This is a genomic window from Arthrobacter sp. zg-Y820 (assembly GCF_030142155.1).
Classification (GTDB): Bacteria; Actinomycetota; Actinomycetes; order Actinomycetales; family Micrococcaceae; genus Arthrobacter_B.
On sequence record NZ_CP126247.1, the window covers coordinates 2,789,744 to 2,804,999 of the forward strand.

Consider the following 15,256-nt stretch of genomic DNA (forward strand, 5'->3'; position numbering starts at 1 on the left):
AATGCGTACAAAGCGCACGGCAACTCTTGCCGCACTTTCCGTGGGAGCGCTCTTCCTTGGCGCCTGCGGTTCAGCCGGAGGCGGCGAAACCGCCGAATCCGACACCACGGAGGACGCCAACCTCGCGTCGTCCATTTCCGTAGCCATTAGCCAGGCGCCGGACTTCTACAACGGCGGAACGTCCAAGTCCAACAGCGTGTACAACACCTACGTGGACAACCTGGTGCACAGCAACTTCTCGGAGTACAGCCCCGAAGGCGTCATCCGCAACGAGGAGTTCGGCACCTTCGAAAAGGTCAGTGATGATCCCCTGACCGTGAAGTACACCATCAACGAGGACGCCGTATGGTCCGACGGCACGCCGATCGACTTCGACGACGTCCTGCTGAACTGGGCGGCTTTCTCCGGCAAGGTCCTGGAGGGCGAAGCCGAAATCTTCGAGCCCTCCTCCAACAACGGCTACGAATACCTGTCGATGCCCGAGGGCGAAGCCGGGTCCAAGGAGTTCGAGTACGTCTACGAGACTCCGTACGCCGACTGGGAAAACGTGATGATCGGTTCCCTCATGCCCGCCCATATCGCGGCTGAGCAGGGCGGACTGAGCGTTGAAAACGACGGCGAGGCACTCGTCGCCGCGATCCAGGACAACGACCTGGCTTCCCTGAAGCCTGTTGCCGAGTTCTGGAACACCGGCTGGGGTTATGCCGAGGGCCTCCCCTCGCTTCCCGATGCAGCACTGATCCCCTCCTCCGGCCCGTACATTCTGGACAACGCAGCCGGCGGAAACCTGACGCTGACCAAGAATGAGAATTACTGGGGCGAAGAGCGCCAGGGTGCCACGGAGAGCATTGTCTTCAAGACCATCGAGGACACCGAAGCCGTGCAGGCGCTGCAGAACGGTGACGTGGACATCATTGAACCGTCCGGTCCCACCGGTGACACCAAGGACCAGATCGAAGCCATCGGTGAGTCGGTCTCCCTGCTTACCGGTACGGGCATGACGTTCACCCACATTGACCTGGACCAGTCCGAAAACGGCGTGTTCAAGGACCTCAAGGTCCGCCAGGCTTTCTCCAAGTGCGTTCCGCGCCAGGACATCGTGGACAAGTTCGTCAAGCCGGTCGACCCGGAGGCCACCGTGCTGAACCTGCGCGACTTCCAGCAGTCGCAGCCGGAATACGACGAAGTTCTTGAAGCAGCCCCGTCCGCCAGCGAATACGACGAGGTTGACCTCGAAGGCGCCAAGGCGCTGATGGAAGAGGCCGGCAAGACCGAGCCCGTTGACGTCCGTATGCTGTTCTCGTCGGCAAGCCAGGTGCGCGCCGATATCACTGCCCTGATCAAGGATTCCTGCGACCAGGCCGGCTTCAACATCATCGCCACCCCCGACGCCGAGTGGACCGCGAAGCTCGATGAGCTCGGCTCCTGGGATGCCGCACTCTTCGGCTGGTCCGGTTCAGGCCTGGTAGCCAGCGCACAGTCGATCTACGACTCCGAGGGCGTCCAGAACTACGGCAAGTTCAAGAGCGAAAAGGTCGACGAGCTGTGGGACGAAATTGCCCGCACCACTGAAGCCGACAAGGTGCTGGAGCTGAAGAAGGAACTCGAAGAGGAACTGGCCAAGGACGTCTACAACGTCGTTCTTTACACCCAGGCCGACATTGTTGCCCACAACTCCGGCATGGAGAACGTGGAGTACAACCCCACTCAGAGCGGCGTGACATGGAACGCCTTCAAGTGGACCAAGCAGGCCTAACCAAGGCCTCGCGCCTCAACGGTTAGAAGCCGGGATGGGCAGACCAGTGGTCTGCCCATCCCGGCTTTGTGCCGCAACGGCTTTTCGTACCATCCCCATAGGAGCCTTCGGTGTTCTTCTTCATCCTTAAAAGAGCGGTGACCTCGTTCTTCATCCTGCTCGCAGCCACCGTGCTGATGTTCGTCCTGGCCGTCAACTCGGGAGATCCCCTCCAAGAATTCTTCGAACTGCAAAGCGCTGAACGCGACGCACGCATCGCCCAGACCACTGCGGCGCTCCACCTGGACGAACCCGTGGCGGTTCGTTACCTGCTGTGGCTGCAGGAAGTGGGCCGGTGCATCATTCCCGGGGGCGCCGAGTGCACGCTGGGCCTGAACCGGGCCGGCAATCCCGTCATCGAACAGCTGCAGACCGCCATCGGCTCGACGTTCCGGCTCGTTGTTGTCGCCACCCTCGTCGCCCTTTTCCTCGGTGTTGCGATCGGCCTGGTCACCGCCCTGCGCCAGTACAGCGTCTTCGATTACTCCATCACCTTCGTTGCTTTCCTGCTCTTCTCCATGCCGCTGTTCTGGCTCTCCACCCTGCTCAAGCAGTACCTGGCGATCAACCTGAACACCTGGCTCTCTAATCCCCAAATGTCGTATCTGGGCATAGCAGGCATAGGACTGGTTGCCGGAATCGTCGGGGCCGTAGCCCTCGGCGGAGACCGGCGGCGCCGTCTGCGTGTCTTCGCCATTGTTGCCGTTGGCACCTCGGTCACGTTCTATCTGCTGCTCATCTCGAACTGGTTCAAAACACCGGGGCTGGGCCCGATTGGCCTGTTCTTCACGGCTTTTGGCCTGGCACTTGGCATCACGGCCATGCTGGCGGGCTTCCGCCGGCGCCGCATCCTGGTCGCCGCACTTGCCACGGCAGCCGCCGGATTCATCGGATACCTGGTGACCCAGCCTCTGATGGAAGACCCGAGCTGGACCATCATCGCCGGGCTTGCGGTCCTGACGGTGCTCGTATCACTGGCCATCGGCCACTTCGTCGGCGGACCCTATGCCAAGCAGACCCGCAACCTCACGGCAGTCATCGGCCTGAGTATCGGCTTCTTCGTCTTCATCGACGCACTCCTCGGTGCCTACCCCTCCCTGTCCCGTAAAAATGGCGGCCGTCCTATTCCCACCACCGGCTCATCGACGCCGAACCTGGAGGGCACCTTCTGGGAAATCAACCTGGATTACGCCCTGTACCTGGTACTGCCCACGATCGCCATCATGCTGATCTCTTTCGCCACGTACACCAGGTACACGCGTGCCAGCATGCTCGAAGTCATGAACCAGGACTACGTCCGGACGGCACGGGCCAAGGGCCTGAACGAACGGTCAGTGGTTGTCAAGCATGCCTTCCGCAATGCGATGATCCCCATCACCACCCTGATGGCGTTCGATTTCGCCGGAGTCCTCGGCGGTGCCGTGATCACGGAAGCCGTGTTCGGCTGGAGCGGCATGGGCAGGATGTTTACGGATGGCCTGCACGACGTCGATCCGAACGTGATCATGGCGTTCTTCCTGGTGACCGGCGTAGCCGCGGTGACCTTCAACATGCTGGCCGACATCGCGTACGCGTTCCTCGACCCGCGCATTAGCCTGAACTGATAGGCGGACATCATGACTGAAAAAATCCCGTCCGGAACCACCGGCAGCAGTCCGGAACTGACGAGCATGACTCTGGAAAGCCAGCGAACGAACATCGCAGACTCGCCCGCAACCCGGGCAGTGACTGCCGATCCGGAGATTACCGCCGCAAAAAGCCAGGGCCAGCTGGTCAGGGAGAGGTTCTTCCGCCACAAGGGTGCCCTCGCCGGCATGAGCGGACTGATCTTCATCGTCCTGCTGGCCTTCACCTCGATCGGACTCTCCGTGGGGCCGATCCGCATCCCCGGCTGGTGGCCGCATACCTTCTCGTCGGTCATGCCGATGGAAGACGGCGGAGCCCCCACACTGTCCTGGACCGGACTGGGAAACCATCCTTTCGGCCAGGACACCCTGGGACGAGACTACTTCGCCATGACCATGCGCGGGGCCCAGATTTCCCTGACCATCGCCTTCATCGTCGGCATTGTGGGCACCGCAGTCGGGACCGTCATCGGCGCCCTGGCCGGCTACTTCCGCGGCTTTACTGAAGCGGTCCTGATGCGCTTCACCGACGTCATCATCACCATCCCCCTGCTCGTCGTGGCCGCAGTGCTTGCCAGCATCGTCTCGGACTTCGGCATCGTGGTCTTTGCGGTCTTCCTTGGCCTGCTGACGTGGACCAACCTGGCCCGCATCGTCCGCGGCGAGTTCCTCTCCCTGCGGGAGAAGGAGTTTGTCGAGGCGGCCAAATCCGTCGGCGCAAGCTCGAGCCGCATCATCTTCAAGCACATCCTGCCCAACACCGTGGGCGTCATCATTGTGTCCGCGACGCTGGCGATTTCCGGCGCCATCCTGCTGGAGACCGCGCTGAGCTTCCTAGGTTTGGGCGTGCAGCCGCCGGACACCTCACTGGGCAAACTCATCAATGAGAACCGGGCGGCCATGACCACCCGCCCCTGGCTCTTCTTCTGGCCAGGCCTCTTCATCGTGGCCATTGCCCTCACCGTGAACTTCATCGGCGACGGCCTCCGGGATGCGTTTGATCCCCGACAGACAAGGAACAAGGCATGAGCTCGGCACCCCTGTACAGCGACGTCAGCCCCCTGGCATCCACGGCCCCGATCCTGGAAGTAGCGGGCCTCGGGGTCGAATTCAACGTGGACAACAAATGGGTCATGGCGGCCGAGGATGTCTCGTTCACGGTCCATCCCGGCGAGATCCTGGCGATTGTGGGCGAGTCGGGTTCCGGCAAGAGCATGTCGTCCATGGCCCTGCTGGGCCTGCTGCCGGGCAACGGCCGGTCCACCGGCAGCGCCAAGCTGCAGGGCAAGGAGCTGATCGGTGTCCCGCAGTCCGCCCTCCGGAAAATCCGCGGAAACGATATCGCCATGATTTTCCAGGAACCCATGACGGCGCTTAATCCTGTCCTGACGGTGGGCGAACAAATCAAGGAGATCATCGAACAGCACACTGATGCTTCGCCGGCCCAGGCAAAGGCCCGGGCCCTTGAGCTGCTGCGCATGGTGGAAATCCCCGAACCGGAGCGGCGCTACGATTCCTACCCGCACCAGTTCTCCGGCGGCCAGCGCCAGCGGGCCATGATTGCCATCGCCATTGCCAACGATCCCATCCTGCTCGTGGCCGATGAGCCGACCACCGCCCTGGACGTTACGGTGCAGGCGGAAGTCCTGGAGCTGCTCCGGAACCTGAACAGGCGCCTGAACAGTGCCGTCATGCTCATCACGCACGACATGGGTGTGGTCGCCGACCTTGCCGACAAGGTGGTGGTGATGGAAAAGGGCCGCATCGTTGAGGCGGCCCCCGTGGCCGAACTCTTCAACAATCCGCGCGAGGACTACACCCGGCAGCTGCTGGCTGCCGTCCCCCATCTGGGTTCCAAAGTGGGCGGAGTGCTGTCCGCGGTGGAGGTGGAAGACGACGGTTCGCTGCAAATCACCGATGCCCCGCGGGCCGTGCTCAGGGAGTCGGCGGACCTTGCCACCCCGGATGCGGGCGTAGTCCCCGCCCTGCAGCTGACGGGTGTTTCGATTGAATACCCCGGCCGCTTCCGCCAGCCGGGCTTCAAAGCCGTCTCGGACGTCTCCTTCGTCATCAACCCCGGCGAGGTTATGGGCCTGGTGGGCGAGTCCGGATCGGGGAAATCAACCATTGCCCGCGCCGTCACGGGATTGCTTCCGGTCAGCGCCGGCAGCGTGGACATCAACGGCACCAACATCGCCGGCCTCTCCCCCAAGGAGATGCTTCCCCTGCGGCGCAAATTCGCCATCGTATTCCAGGATCCCGCGGCTTCACTGAACCCGCGCATGTCCATTGGCGAATCCATCGGTGAGCCATTGTTCCTCCACGAGAAGCTCTCCCGCACTGACCTGGACCGCCGTGTTGAAGGCCTGCTGGACGACGTCCAGCTGCCAACCAACTTCCGCAACCGTTACCCCCACGAACTCTCCGGCGGGCAGCGCCAGCGCGTCGGCATTGCCCGTGCCCTCTCGCTGCGCCCGTCGCTGCTGGTGGCCGACGAACCCACGTCAGCACTGGATGTTTCGGTTCAGGCACGCGTGCTGGCCCTGCTCCAGGACCTGCAGCAGCAGTACGGCTTCGCCTGCCTCTTTGTGAGCCACGATCTGGCCGTGGTGGAAATCCTGGCCAGCCATATCGCCGTGCTGAACAAGGGGATCATGGTCGAACAGGGGTCAACGGAACAGGTGCTGAAGTATCCGCAGGACGCGTACACGCGCCGGTTGCTGGCCGCAGCGCCGGTCCCGGATCCCGCCGAGCAGGCACTGCGCCGGGAACAGCGCAACGCCATCATGGCCGCGGGCAGTTCCGTCTCGTAACCCGAAAGCATCCGGGCCCCGGTTTAGGTTGTCGGGCTCACCCTGTGGGACACTGGAGGGCAGAACTTTCAGCAAAACGAAGGAGGCAGCTATGAGCAAGCGTGCACGCAAGCGTCGTGATCGTAAGCGCGGCGGCGCCAACCACGGTAAGCGTCCCAACACTTAAGTCTTGGACTCAGCCGTGTGGCCCATCGCCACTAAGGAAGAACCCCCGGAGCCTTGCGGCTGCCGGGGGTTCTTCTTTTTGGGCCCTCGCCGCCAACTAGTGGTCGGCGGTCTGGATCTGGCTGATTCGAGCCAGGATGCTCGCCTTGAGCGTCTCCGGTGCAGCCTCCGTGCAGGAGCGCTTGACCACCGAGCGGATGACGCACTCAAGGTCGTGTTCCTCGGCGCATTCGGGACACCCGTCCAGGTGCTCCTGGATTTCCACGATGTCGTCATGGGACAGAGCCCCGTCAAGGTACTCGTAGAGCCGTTCGATGCGGGCGTCCTCGCAATCGCCCAGGCTTTGGCAATCGCTCATAGCGTGTTCCCCTGTTTCTTTGTCTGGCCAGCACCGGCGGCGGCAGGTGCCGCCTTGCCGCGGATACCGCGTTCGTGTGCATATTCGGCGAGCAGTTCGCGGAGCATTTTGCGGCCCCGGTGCAGGCGGGACATTACGGTACCGATGGGCGTGTTCATGATTTCCGAGATTTCTTTGTACGCAAATCCCTCCACATCGGAGAAATACACGGCTAGGCGGAATTCCTCCGGGATGGACTGCAGTGCGTCCTTCACATCGGAGTCCGGAAGATGGTCGAGGGCCACTGCCTCAGCCGACCGCAGTCCGGTGGAGCTGTGCTCCGCGGCGCGGGCGAGCTGCCAGTCTTCCACCCCGTCCGAATTTGCCTGCAGCGGTTCACGCTGACGCTTTCGGTACAGGTTGATGTAGGTATTCGTCAGGATCCGGTAGAGCCAGGCCTTGAGATTCGTTCCGGGACGGTACTGGTGGAAGGCGGAGAACGCCTTGGTGTAGGCCTCCTGGACCAGGTCTTCGGCGTCGGAGGGATTGCGGGCCATACGCATGGCCGCGGAATAGAGCTGATCCACGTACTGCATGGCATCGCGCTCGAAACGTATCTTGCGGGCCTCTTCCGATTCGGAAGCGACATCCAGCTCGGAGTCTTCCACCTGGGGGCTGCCTTCCGGCGCATCAGTTCTCATCAATTTCAAGTCTACGGTGCGGCGACCCGACTCCACTCGCAGCTGAACCAATGATGCTGCATCCGGCGGTGCTCCGGCTGTTACCGGCGCATCTGCCGTGACCAAGGCAACTGGCACGTTCACTCTCCTCACTGCATTCGGGGACGCCGCAGCCATGGCCGCGGTGTCCCTTGAAGCCGGCAGATCCTCACTTGGCGGAAATGCCGTATGTTCGCTCAACGCTTCCGTACGGGAGCTTATTCCGCCGCACCGTTCCTGCCCCTCCGGCGGCATAAGATGTGCCGGCTCCGTAAAAGTGCAAAACTAAGAGTATTCTGCCCGGCTATTCCGAGACCGGGCGGCAACCAGGAGGTCAATATGTCCGTTGTCCGTTTGCTCGCCCGCCCGCTGCTCGCCACGGGGTTCATTGCGGCCGGGGTTGACCGCCTGCGGGACGCCGACCAGACTGCCGAGCAGCTGCGTCCCACCCTGAACCGCGTTGGCAGCATGGTCCCTGCTGCGGCCTCCGTCACCGCCAACCCCCAGCTGGTTGCCAAGGTCCTCGGCGCAACCCAGGTAGGTGCCGGTGCGCTGCTCGCCTTGGGCAAGCTTCCCCGCCTGTCCGGCCTGCTGCTTACGGGTACCGCGGTGCTGAATGCGGTGGTTGAGTACAAGAATGCGGAGACCGACACCTCCGATGAACGCCAGGCGCGCCGTGCGGGCCTCCTGAAGAACCTCTCACTCATCGGCGCCGTCCTGCTGGTGGCAGTCGACACCAACGGCCGCCCCGGCCTCGCCTGGCGTGCCGGGCACCTCGCTGACGACACCCGCCGCAGCGTTTCGTCGCTGGGCAAGGACGCGGGCCGCAAGACACGCGCCATTCAGAAGGACGCTGCCAAGCAGCTGAAGAAGGCCAACCGCACCGTCCGCACCACCACAGCCGGCATTGTGGGTTCCTAGCCACATGTCCTCCCCCGCCGAACCGCAGCTCATCTCTCCCTGGCCCGCTCCCCGGGTCTCCGCTCCGCTGGACGCCGATGTCCGTGTGCCTGGTTCCAAGTCCCTGACCAACAGGTACCTGGTGCTGGCGGCACTGGCCGACGGGCCCAGCAGGCTTCGGGCCCCCCTGCACTCGCGTGACACTGCGCTCATGATCGCGTCCCTGCGGGCGCTGGGTGCGGAGGTGCGGGAGGTCGAGGGCGAAGGAGCCTTCGGGCCGGACCTGGAGGTGCATCCGATGGAAACCGGGAGCACCTCCAGTACGGAGATTGACTGCGGCTTGGCGGGGACCGTGATGCGGTTCGTGCCGCCCCTGGCGGCCCTGAAGAACGGCACCACGGCCTTCGACGGCGACCCGCACGCCCGCCGTCGCCCCATGTCCGCAACCATCGACGCCCTCCGCGGCTTGGGTGTGAGCGTGCACGACGACGGCGCCCGCGCCCTTCCGTTTTCAGTGCGCGGCACCGGGGAGGTGGCCGGCGGACGGCTGGACATCGATGCCGGTGCTTCCTCCCAGTTCGTTTCCGCCCTGCTGCTGGCGGGAGCACGCTTCCGGAACGGACTGCACCTCGTCCATGTGGGCGCCGCCCTGCCCAGCCGCGAGCATATTGCCATGACGGTGCAGGTCCTGCGCGGTGCCGGCGTGCACGTGGATGACTCAGTGCCGAACGAGTGGCGGGTGGCCCCCGGCCGCATCCGCGCCTTTGACGTCACCATCGAACCGGACCTGTCCAATGCCGGACCGTTCCTGGCGGCGGCACTGGTCGCCGGCGGCACTGTGCGCATGGCCGGCTGGCCCGACTCGACAGCCCAGGTGGGCGATCGGTGGCGGCAGATCCTGCCGCAGCTCGGCGGCCGGGTGACGCTGTCCGGCGGAACCCTGACCGTCACCGGGACCGGCCGCATTCACGGCGCCGAGCTGGCTGACACCAGCGAACTCGCGCCGACCGTTGCCGCACTGTGCGCCCTGGCGGACTCTCCCTCGGTCCTCACCGGCATCGCGCATCTGCGCGGCCACGAGACGGACCGCCTCGCTGCCCTGGCCACCGAAATCACCCGGCTGGGAGGCGACGCCGAAGAGACGGCCGACGGCCTGGCGATCCGCCCGGCGTCCCTGCACGGCGGGACCTTTGAAACCTATGCAGACCATCGAATGGCAACCGCTGGTGCCCTGATTGGCCTGGCCGTTCCCGGCGTCCTGGTCCAGGACATCGGCACCACTGCCAAGACGCTGCCGGAATTCCCGGAGCTGTGGCAGGAGCTGGCCGCCTCGGGCACCTCCCCGGCTTCTCCGCCCCCGGGCTCCGAGCCGAACGGAGGCACCCGCTGATGGGCCGCTCCACCGGCAGCTGGGACGAATCCGACGTCCGCATCCGCCCCAACAAAAAAGGCTCACGCCCCCGGACCAAGGACCGGCCCGCCTACGACGAGGCGGTCACCGGGCGCATCATCACCGTTGACCGCGGACGCTACACCGCGGTCGTTGACGAAGACACCCCCACCGAACGCATCGTCACCGCCGCCCGGGCCCGTGAACTGCGCCGCAACCCCGTGGTCGCCGGCGACCTGGTCTCGCTGGTCGGTGACGTCTCCGGCGGGCCGGACACCCTGGCCCGCCTCGTCCGCATCCAGGACCGCCGCACCCTGCTGCGCCGCAGCGCCGATGACACCGATCCGGTGGAACGCGCCGTCGTCGCCAACGCCGACCAGCTGGTGATCGTGGTGGCCGCGGCCAATCCGGAGCCGCGCACCGGCTTCATCGACCGCGCCCTCGTCGCGGCCTACGACGCCGGCATCTCTCCCCTGCTCTGCATCACCAAGGCTGACATCAAGGATCCGGCGGAGCTGCTGGCCAATTACGAGCATCTGGACCTGGACGTCATCATCAGCCGCACCGCCGCCGATGACGCCTCCGGCATCGATGCCCGCTCCGACGACGGCCTGTCCGCCCGGCTGCAGGGCGATGCCGTCCAGCAGCTGCACAGCCACCTGGAGGGGAAGGTCTCGGTCCTGGTCGGGCATTCCGGCGTCGGCAAGTCCACCCTGGTCAATGCGCTCACCGGGTCCGCGCGCGCCACCGGCGGCGTCAACGCCGTCACGGGCCGCGGCCGCCACACCTCGTCCTCCGCCCTGGCGCTGAAGGTCCTCGACGCCCCCGCCGGCAGCTGGATCATCGACACGCCCGGCATCCGTTCCTTCGGCCTGGCGCATGTGGACCCGGACCGGATCCTGCAGGCCTTCCCCGATCTTGCGCCGGGCACTGAAACCTGTGAACGCGGCTGCCGCCACGATGATCAGGCCCGGGACTGCGGCTTGGATCCGTGGGTGGCATCGGGACAGGCCGGCGCGGCCGGCCCGGCCCGGCTGGCATCGCTGCGGCGGCTGCTGGGATCCGGCACCCGGACCGAGAACCGGGCCTCCGCCAAGGAATTGGGCGCCCAGTGAGGCGTGCAGCACCGGTGCCTGCACGCAGCTGCACTCCCGAAACGGCACCGCAACAGGCCCACAGCCGAGTAATCGTGGGCGCTGCCCACCGAATAAGGATAAGTTGAACCGTATGCCGTTCGCTCAGAGTTACAACGATGACCTGCGACTCGCCCATGTCATGGCCGACTCCGTGGACGATCAGACGATGTCCCGTTTCAAGGCCCTGGACCTGAAAATTGAAACGAAACCGGACCTCACCCCCGTCACCGACGCGGATAAGGCTGCCGAGGACGCGATCCGCGGGCAGCTCTCCCGTGCCCGTCCCCGGGATGCTGTCCTGGGTGAGGAATTCGGCTCCACCGGCTCCGGGCCGCGCCGCTGGGTGATCGACCCCATCGACGGCACCAAGAACTTCATCCGCGGCGTTCCGGTCTGGGCCACGCTGATTTCCCTGGTCGACGACGGCGTTCCCGTCCTTGGCGTGGTCAGCGCGCCCGCCCTGGGCAAGCGCTGGTGGGCCGCCACCGGAACCGGCGCCTACATGGGCCGCTCGCTGGCGTCCGCCACCCGGCTGCGGGTCTCCAACGTCTCCAACCTCGCTGACGCGTCACTGTCCTACTCCAGCCTGGGCGGCTGGAAGGACCGCGGCAACTTCGACGAGTTCATCGGACTCACCGAGTCCGTCTGGCGCACCCGGGCGTTCGGCGACTTCTGGTCGTACTGCATGGTGGCCGAGGGCGCCGTCGACATCGCCTGCGAGCCGGAGCTGAACCTCTACGACATGGCCGCCCTGGTGCCCATCATCACCGAGGCCGGCGGCCGCTTCACCTCACTGGAGGGCGAGGACGGGCCCTTCGGCGGCAACGCCCTCGCCACGAACGGCGCCCTGCACAGCGAGGTGCTCAACCGCCTGAACCCGGGCCTGGACGACCTCCTCTAACGGTGGCAGGCACAACGTCGGGTCCGCGGCTGGAGGCAGTGCGGCGCCGCCAGCTGGCGCGAAGTTACGAGGACGGCGGGGAGCACTACGACCGGATCCGGCCCGGATATCCTTCCGAAGCCGTCCAGTGGCTCTTCGCCGGTGTTTCCGGCCCGGCCGCTGCGCCGGGGGCGCAGGTGGCCGACATCGGTGCCGGTACCGGCAAATACACGCGCTGCCTGGTGTCCGCCGGATACCGGCCCACCGCCGTCGACCCCTCGGCCGACATGCTCAGCCAGCTGCAGCAGGCGCTGCCCGGGATTCCCGTCGTCGTGGGTACGGCAGAGGACACCGGGCTGCCGACCGCCTCGATGGACGCTGCCACGGTGGCGCAGGCCTGGCACTGGTGCGATCCCCTGGCCTCGAGCACCGAGCTTGCCCGGGTGCTGCGCCCGGGCGGTTTTCTGGGACTCATCTGGAACCAGCTGGACGTCAGCGTCCCCTGGGTGCACCGCTACTCCCGCATCATCCACGCCGGCGATGTGCTGCGGCCCGGTTTCCGGCCGGCCGTCGGTCCGGAGTTCGTCCCTGACGCCTCCCACACCACGCACTGGTCCCAGCAGATGACCCCGGAAGACCTGATGGAACTGGCCAAGTCCCGGTCCTACTACCTCTCCGCCGCGGCGCCGGTCCGGGAGAAGGTCATGGCCAACCTGACCTGGTATCTCTTCGAACATTTGGGCCACCGTCCCGGCGAACCGCTGGAGCTGCCCTACCTCACGCTTTCCTGGCGCATGGTCCCCGCCGCACGCCCCGCTGCAGGTCTGCCGGGCCAATGACCCCGCAGCCCGGCACCGGCCGCCCCGGAGCACCCCGGCTGGGCTGGCCGGTTTGGGCCGCCGTCGCCGCCGGAGCCTTCGCCGGTGCGGAGGCTCGATACGGGCTGCTGCAGGTGTTTGCTCCGGAGCCGGGATCCGTGGACTGGGCCACCCTTGGGATAAATGCCGGAGCCAGTCTGGCCCTGGGGTTCCTCACCTCGTGGTGGCTGTCCCGCCCGCAGACGCCCTTCTGGCTCAAGGCCGGCCTGGGTCCGGGATTCCTGGGTTCTTTCAGCACTTTCTCGGCGCTGGCCCTGTCCCTCGAGCTCCCTCTCAGCGCCGGCCGGCACGGTGTCTGGATCAGCAGCCTCACCCTCAGCCTGGCGGGCGGCCTGGCCGCCGCCGCTGCCGGACTGTGGCTGGGGTCCCGTGCCGGAGCGGCCGCTGCCGTTCGCCGTCGCAGCGTCCGTCGTCATCCAGGGGACGTGTCGTGACAGCCCTCTGGGTGGGGGCGGCAGCAGTGCTGGGGGCGCTGGTGCGCTTCGCCCTGGATTCCTGGTTTGCCCGGCGGCAGCGCCCCGGGAAGGCCGCTTTTCCGCTGTCGACCCTGCTGGTGAATGCAGCCGGATCCTTCCTGATCGGCTGGTGCTTTGCGCTGCTGACCCGAGGTGCCATCGGTCCCGGGGAATATCCGGTTGCCGCCGCCGGACTGGCCGGCGGCCTCACCACCTTCAGCTCCTGGACCGTGGGCACGCTGACTCTGTGGCTCGATGGCCGGCGGATGGCTGCGGCAGTGAATGTGACCGCCAACCTGGTGCTCGGTGTCGCAGCCGCCGGCGCCGGACGACTGCTCGCCGCCTGAGAGCCGCTACCTGTCCTCCAACCCCCGGGCACATGTAATCTGGGGCTCCGACCCCGCGGGGTCCTTCAGCCAGTCCAGTCCCACCAGTCCAGTCCCACCCGTCCATTCCATTCAGTCCAGCCGCCGCTCCACTGCGGAACAGGGGTACTTACGTGGTCACATTCGGTATCGAAGAAGAATTCATGCTCATGGATCCGGCAACGGCGGCGCCGAGTGCCCGTGCCGCAGAGGTCATCGGAGCGCTGACCCCCGGCGACGGCGACAGCTTCACGAGTACCGCTGAGTTCCTGGCCTGCCAGGTGGAAAGCACCACACCCATCTGCACCGAGCCTGAAGAGGCGCTGGCCTCGCTGCTCGACTTCCGCGGACGGCTCGCCGCTGCCGCGGCGGCAGCAGGGCTTGCCGCCGCCCCCACCGGTGCCGCACCCCTGGTCGCGGCCGGCCCCGCACTGGTGAGCGGCACTGCGCGCTACCAGCAAATGAGCACGATCGCCGGGGGCGTCGGCGATGAGCAGTATGTCAACGGCACGCACGTCCATGTTGCGGTCCCCAGCCGGTGCGAAGGCGTGCAGGTATTGAACCGCCTGCGCCCGTGGCTCGCCACCCTCGGAGCGATCAGCACCAACTCCCCGTATTGGCAGGGACGGGACAGCAGGTTCGCCAGCTGGCGGATCATCCACTACCGCCGGTGGTCGGTGCAGGGTTTTCCGCCCCATTTCTCCGACGCAGCGGATTACGACGCGCGGATCGCGCGGCTCACTGCCACCGACGTCGTTCTGGATCCCGGCCACGTCGGCTGGATTGCCCGCCTGTCGGACAATTTTCCCACCGTGGAAGTCCGTGTCGCCGATGCCCAGCTGGAAGCCAGGGACGCTGTCCTGCTGGCGCTGATGATCCGCGGACTGGTGACGACGCTGCTGGCGGAAGGGGACACCGATCTCGAGGGCAACACCGATCTGCTGGCCGATCCGGAAATCCTGGACGCCGGCCTGTGGCAGGCTGCCCGATTCGGACTGCGCGGAAACCTGCTGGACCACGGAGCCGGGGGCGGGCATCTGGGCCGCGCCGCAGCGAACCAGGTGGGTGCCCTGTTGGAGTATATTCGCCCCGCGCTGGAGGAATCCGGTGACTATCCCTATGTGCGGACCGGCATGGCACATGTGCTGGCGGCAGGAACCGGCGCCCAGCGGCAGCGGGAGGCCGTCCGCCGCGGCGGCTTTGCCGGCCTCGGTCCGCTGTTCGCACAGTCCCTGACCGCCCAGTAAAGCCCGCGGATCCTCGGGCTGCGCCGAGGCCGGCTTTTATTCAGCGCCGGTGCTTGCTTGGGGTCTGGTGTGTGCTCAGCGTCTGGTGCTTGCTCAGCGTCTGGCCGAGCGCCGGCCGGCGGGCCGGGCCGGTGCCGCAACGGCCGGATAACCGGAGACCAGGTCCCACACCAGGTTGACGACGGCGCCTGCCGCCAGGAGCAACCCCGCCAGTGCCAATCCGCTGAGCATCAAGGCCCCTGCGCCGGCAAGGAACACTCCGGCAGCGACCAGGGGCAGCGCCGGCCAAGGCAGCCGGTGCTTCGCCCGGGGCGCCATCAGCAGCCCCCAAAACAGCACCGCAACCGCCAGCGCACCGGCGGCGGCAAGAGCCTCATATCCGGGGAAGACGGCTATGGCCCCGTACGCCACAGCGAAAAGCAGCGCCGTCTCGAGCGCGAAAGCCAATACCTGCCGTGCGATTCCGGGCCGTGGCCGGCGCCCGACGTCAGTGGCAGCCTGCGCGGAGCCGCTGTCCCGGGAGAATTCTTCCTCTGTCACAGGAGACACTT

16 protein-coding genes are annotated in these 15,256 nt (G+C 66.0%); 13 read left to right on the top strand and 3 right to left on the bottom strand.

Annotated features, from left to right (window positions below; genetic code table 11):
• Window position 1: 1 nt before the first annotated feature.
• From QNO08_RS12610 to QNO08_RS17540, 5 genes are all read left to right on the top strand, one after another.
• On the top strand, window positions 2-1,756 hold the full coding sequence (locus QNO08_RS12610) for an ABC transporter family substrate-binding protein (protein ID WP_229965163.1): 1,755 nt from the start codon (window positions 2-4) through the stop codon (window positions 1,754-1,756).
• Between the two features lie 137 nt (window positions 1,757-1,893).
• Window positions 1,894-3,399 (top strand): ABC transporter permease, encoded by a 1,506-nt coding sequence (locus tag QNO08_RS12615; protein ID WP_284155598.1) that lies wholly within the window; start codon window positions 1,894-1,896, stop codon window positions 3,397-3,399.
• A gap of 12 nt (window positions 3,400-3,411) precedes the next feature.
• Window positions 3,412-4,449, top strand: coding sequence for an ABC transporter permease (locus tag QNO08_RS12620; RefSeq protein ID WP_229965161.1), 1,038 nt, complete (start codon window positions 3,412-3,414; stop codon window positions 4,447-4,449).
• On the top strand, window positions 4,446-6,233 hold the full coding sequence (locus QNO08_RS12625; protein ID WP_229965160.1) for a dipeptide ABC transporter ATP-binding protein: 1,788 nt from the start codon (window positions 4,446-4,448) through the stop codon (window positions 6,231-6,233). The genes QNO08_RS12620 and QNO08_RS12625 overlap by 4 nt, the downstream gene beginning before the upstream one ends.
• Window positions 6,234-6,324: 91 nt before the next feature.
• Complete coding sequence (locus tag QNO08_RS17540) at window positions 6,325-6,399, top strand: 50S ribosomal protein bL37 (RefSeq protein WP_369299106.1); 75 nt, start codon at window positions 6,325-6,327, stop codon at window positions 6,397-6,399.
• A gap of 96 nt (window positions 6,400-6,495) precedes the next feature.
• On the opposite strand, the gene rsrA is transcribed toward QNO08_RS17540, so the two are convergent.
• The gene (gene rsrA / locus QNO08_RS12630; protein WP_229965159.1) at window positions 6,496-6,756 is read right to left on the bottom strand and encodes a mycothiol system anti-sigma-R factor; all 261 of its coding nucleotides are present in this window, start codon (window positions 6,754-6,756) and stop codon (window positions 6,496-6,498) included.
• Window positions 6,753-7,592: a sigma-70 family RNA polymerase sigma factor gene (locus QNO08_RS12635; RefSeq protein WP_269439144.1), complete on the bottom strand. Its 840-nt coding sequence runs from the start codon at window positions 7,590-7,592 to the stop codon at window positions 6,753-6,755. Before QNO08_RS12635 ends, rsrA begins: the two co-directional genes overlap by 4 nt.
• Before the next feature lie 201 nt (window positions 7,593-7,793).
• Here QNO08_RS12635 and QNO08_RS12640 point away from each other — a divergent pair, with 201 nt between their 5' ends.
• The 8 genes from QNO08_RS12640 to QNO08_RS12675 all read left to right on the top strand — a co-directional run bounded on the left by QNO08_RS12640 (window position 7,794) and on the right by QNO08_RS12675 (window position 14,705).
• The gene (locus QNO08_RS12640) at window positions 7,794-8,375 is read left to right on the top strand and encodes a DoxX family protein (protein WP_229965157.1); all 582 of its coding nucleotides are present in this window, start codon (window positions 7,794-7,796) and stop codon (window positions 8,373-8,375) included.
• 4 nt (window positions 8,376-8,379) lie between these two features.
• On the top strand, window positions 8,380-9,744 hold the full coding sequence (aroA, locus tag QNO08_RS12645; RefSeq protein ID WP_229965156.1) for a 3-phosphoshikimate 1-carboxyvinyltransferase: 1,365 nt from the start codon (window positions 8,380-8,382) through the stop codon (window positions 9,742-9,744).
• Window positions 9,744-10,859, top strand: a complete 1,116-nt coding sequence (rsgA, locus tag QNO08_RS12650; protein ID WP_229965155.1) for a ribosome small subunit-dependent GTPase A — start codon at window positions 9,744-9,746, stop codon at window positions 10,857-10,859. Before aroA ends, rsgA begins: the two co-directional genes overlap by 1 nt.
• Window positions 10,860-10,971: 112 nt before the next feature.
• Window positions 10,972-11,781 (top strand): histidinol-phosphatase, encoded by an 810-nt coding sequence (gene hisN / locus QNO08_RS12655; RefSeq protein ID WP_229965154.1) that lies wholly within the window; start codon window positions 10,972-10,974, stop codon window positions 11,779-11,781.
• A 2-nt stretch (window positions 11,782-11,783) separates the two neighbouring features.
• A complete protein-coding gene (locus QNO08_RS12660) occupies window positions 11,784-12,599 on the top strand; it encodes a class I SAM-dependent methyltransferase (protein ID WP_229965153.1) in 816 nt (271 codons plus the stop codon).
• Complete coding sequence (locus QNO08_RS12665) at window positions 12,596-13,072, top strand: fluoride efflux transporter FluC (RefSeq protein WP_229965152.1); 477 nt, start codon at window positions 12,596-12,598, stop codon at window positions 13,070-13,072. Before QNO08_RS12660 ends, QNO08_RS12665 begins: the two co-directional genes overlap by 4 nt.
• Window positions 13,069-13,440, top strand: a complete 372-nt coding sequence (locus tag QNO08_RS12670; RefSeq protein WP_229965151.1) for a fluoride efflux transporter FluC — start codon at window positions 13,069-13,071, stop codon at window positions 13,438-13,440. The genes QNO08_RS12665 and QNO08_RS12670 overlap by 4 nt, the downstream gene beginning before the upstream one ends.
• Window positions 13,441-13,592: 152 nt before the next feature.
• The gene (locus tag QNO08_RS12675; RefSeq protein ID WP_229965150.1) at window positions 13,593-14,705 is read left to right on the top strand and encodes a carboxylate-amine ligase; all 1,113 of its coding nucleotides are present in this window, start codon (window positions 13,593-13,595) and stop codon (window positions 14,703-14,705) included.
• Between the two features lie 93 nt (window positions 14,706-14,798).
• Here the strand turns inward: QNO08_RS12675 and QNO08_RS12680 are convergent, their stop codons facing one another.
• Window positions 14,799-15,245: a DUF2568 domain-containing protein gene (locus tag QNO08_RS12680; RefSeq protein WP_229965149.1), complete on the bottom strand. Its 447-nt coding sequence runs from the start codon at window positions 15,243-15,245 to the stop codon at window positions 14,799-14,801.
• Window positions 15,246-15,256: the final 11 nt, after the last annotated feature.

Bases quoted from the DNA above. Each gene is read 5' to 3' on its own strand.
- QNO08_RS12640 (WP_229965157.1), top strand. From the start codon at position 7,794: ATGTCCGTTGTCCGTTTGCTCGCCCGCCCGCTGCTCGCCACGGGGTTC.
- rsrA (WP_229965159.1), bottom strand. From the start codon at position 6,756: ATGAGCGATTGCCAAAGCCTGGGCGATTGCGAGGACGCCCGCATCGAA.
- QNO08_RS12610 (WP_229965163.1), top strand. From the start codon at position 2: ATGCGTACAAAGCGCACGGCAACTCTTGCCGCACTTTCCGTGGGAGCG.
- aroA (WP_229965156.1), top strand. From the start codon at position 8,380: ATGTCCTCCCCCGCCGAACCGCAGCTCATCTCTCCCTGGCCCGCTCCC.
- QNO08_RS12625 (WP_229965160.1), top strand. From the start codon at position 4,446: ATGAGCTCGGCACCCCTGTACAGCGACGTCAGCCCCCTGGCATCCACG.
- QNO08_RS12665 (WP_229965152.1), top strand. From the start codon at position 12,596: ATGACCCCGCAGCCCGGCACCGGCCGCCCCGGAGCACCCCGGCTGGGC.
- QNO08_RS12620 (WP_229965161.1), top strand. From the start codon at position 3,412: ATGACTGAAAAAATCCCGTCCGGAACCACCGGCAGCAGTCCGGAACTG.
- QNO08_RS12635 (WP_269439144.1), bottom strand. From the start codon at position 7,592: ATGGCTGCGGCGTCCCCGAATGCAGTGAGGAGAGTGAACGTGCCAGTT.
- hisN (WP_229965154.1), top strand. From the start codon at position 10,972: ATGCCGTTCGCTCAGAGTTACAACGATGACCTGCGACTCGCCCATGTC.
- rsgA (WP_229965155.1), top strand. From the start codon at position 9,744: ATGGGCCGCTCCACCGGCAGCTGGGACGAATCCGACGTCCGCATCCGC.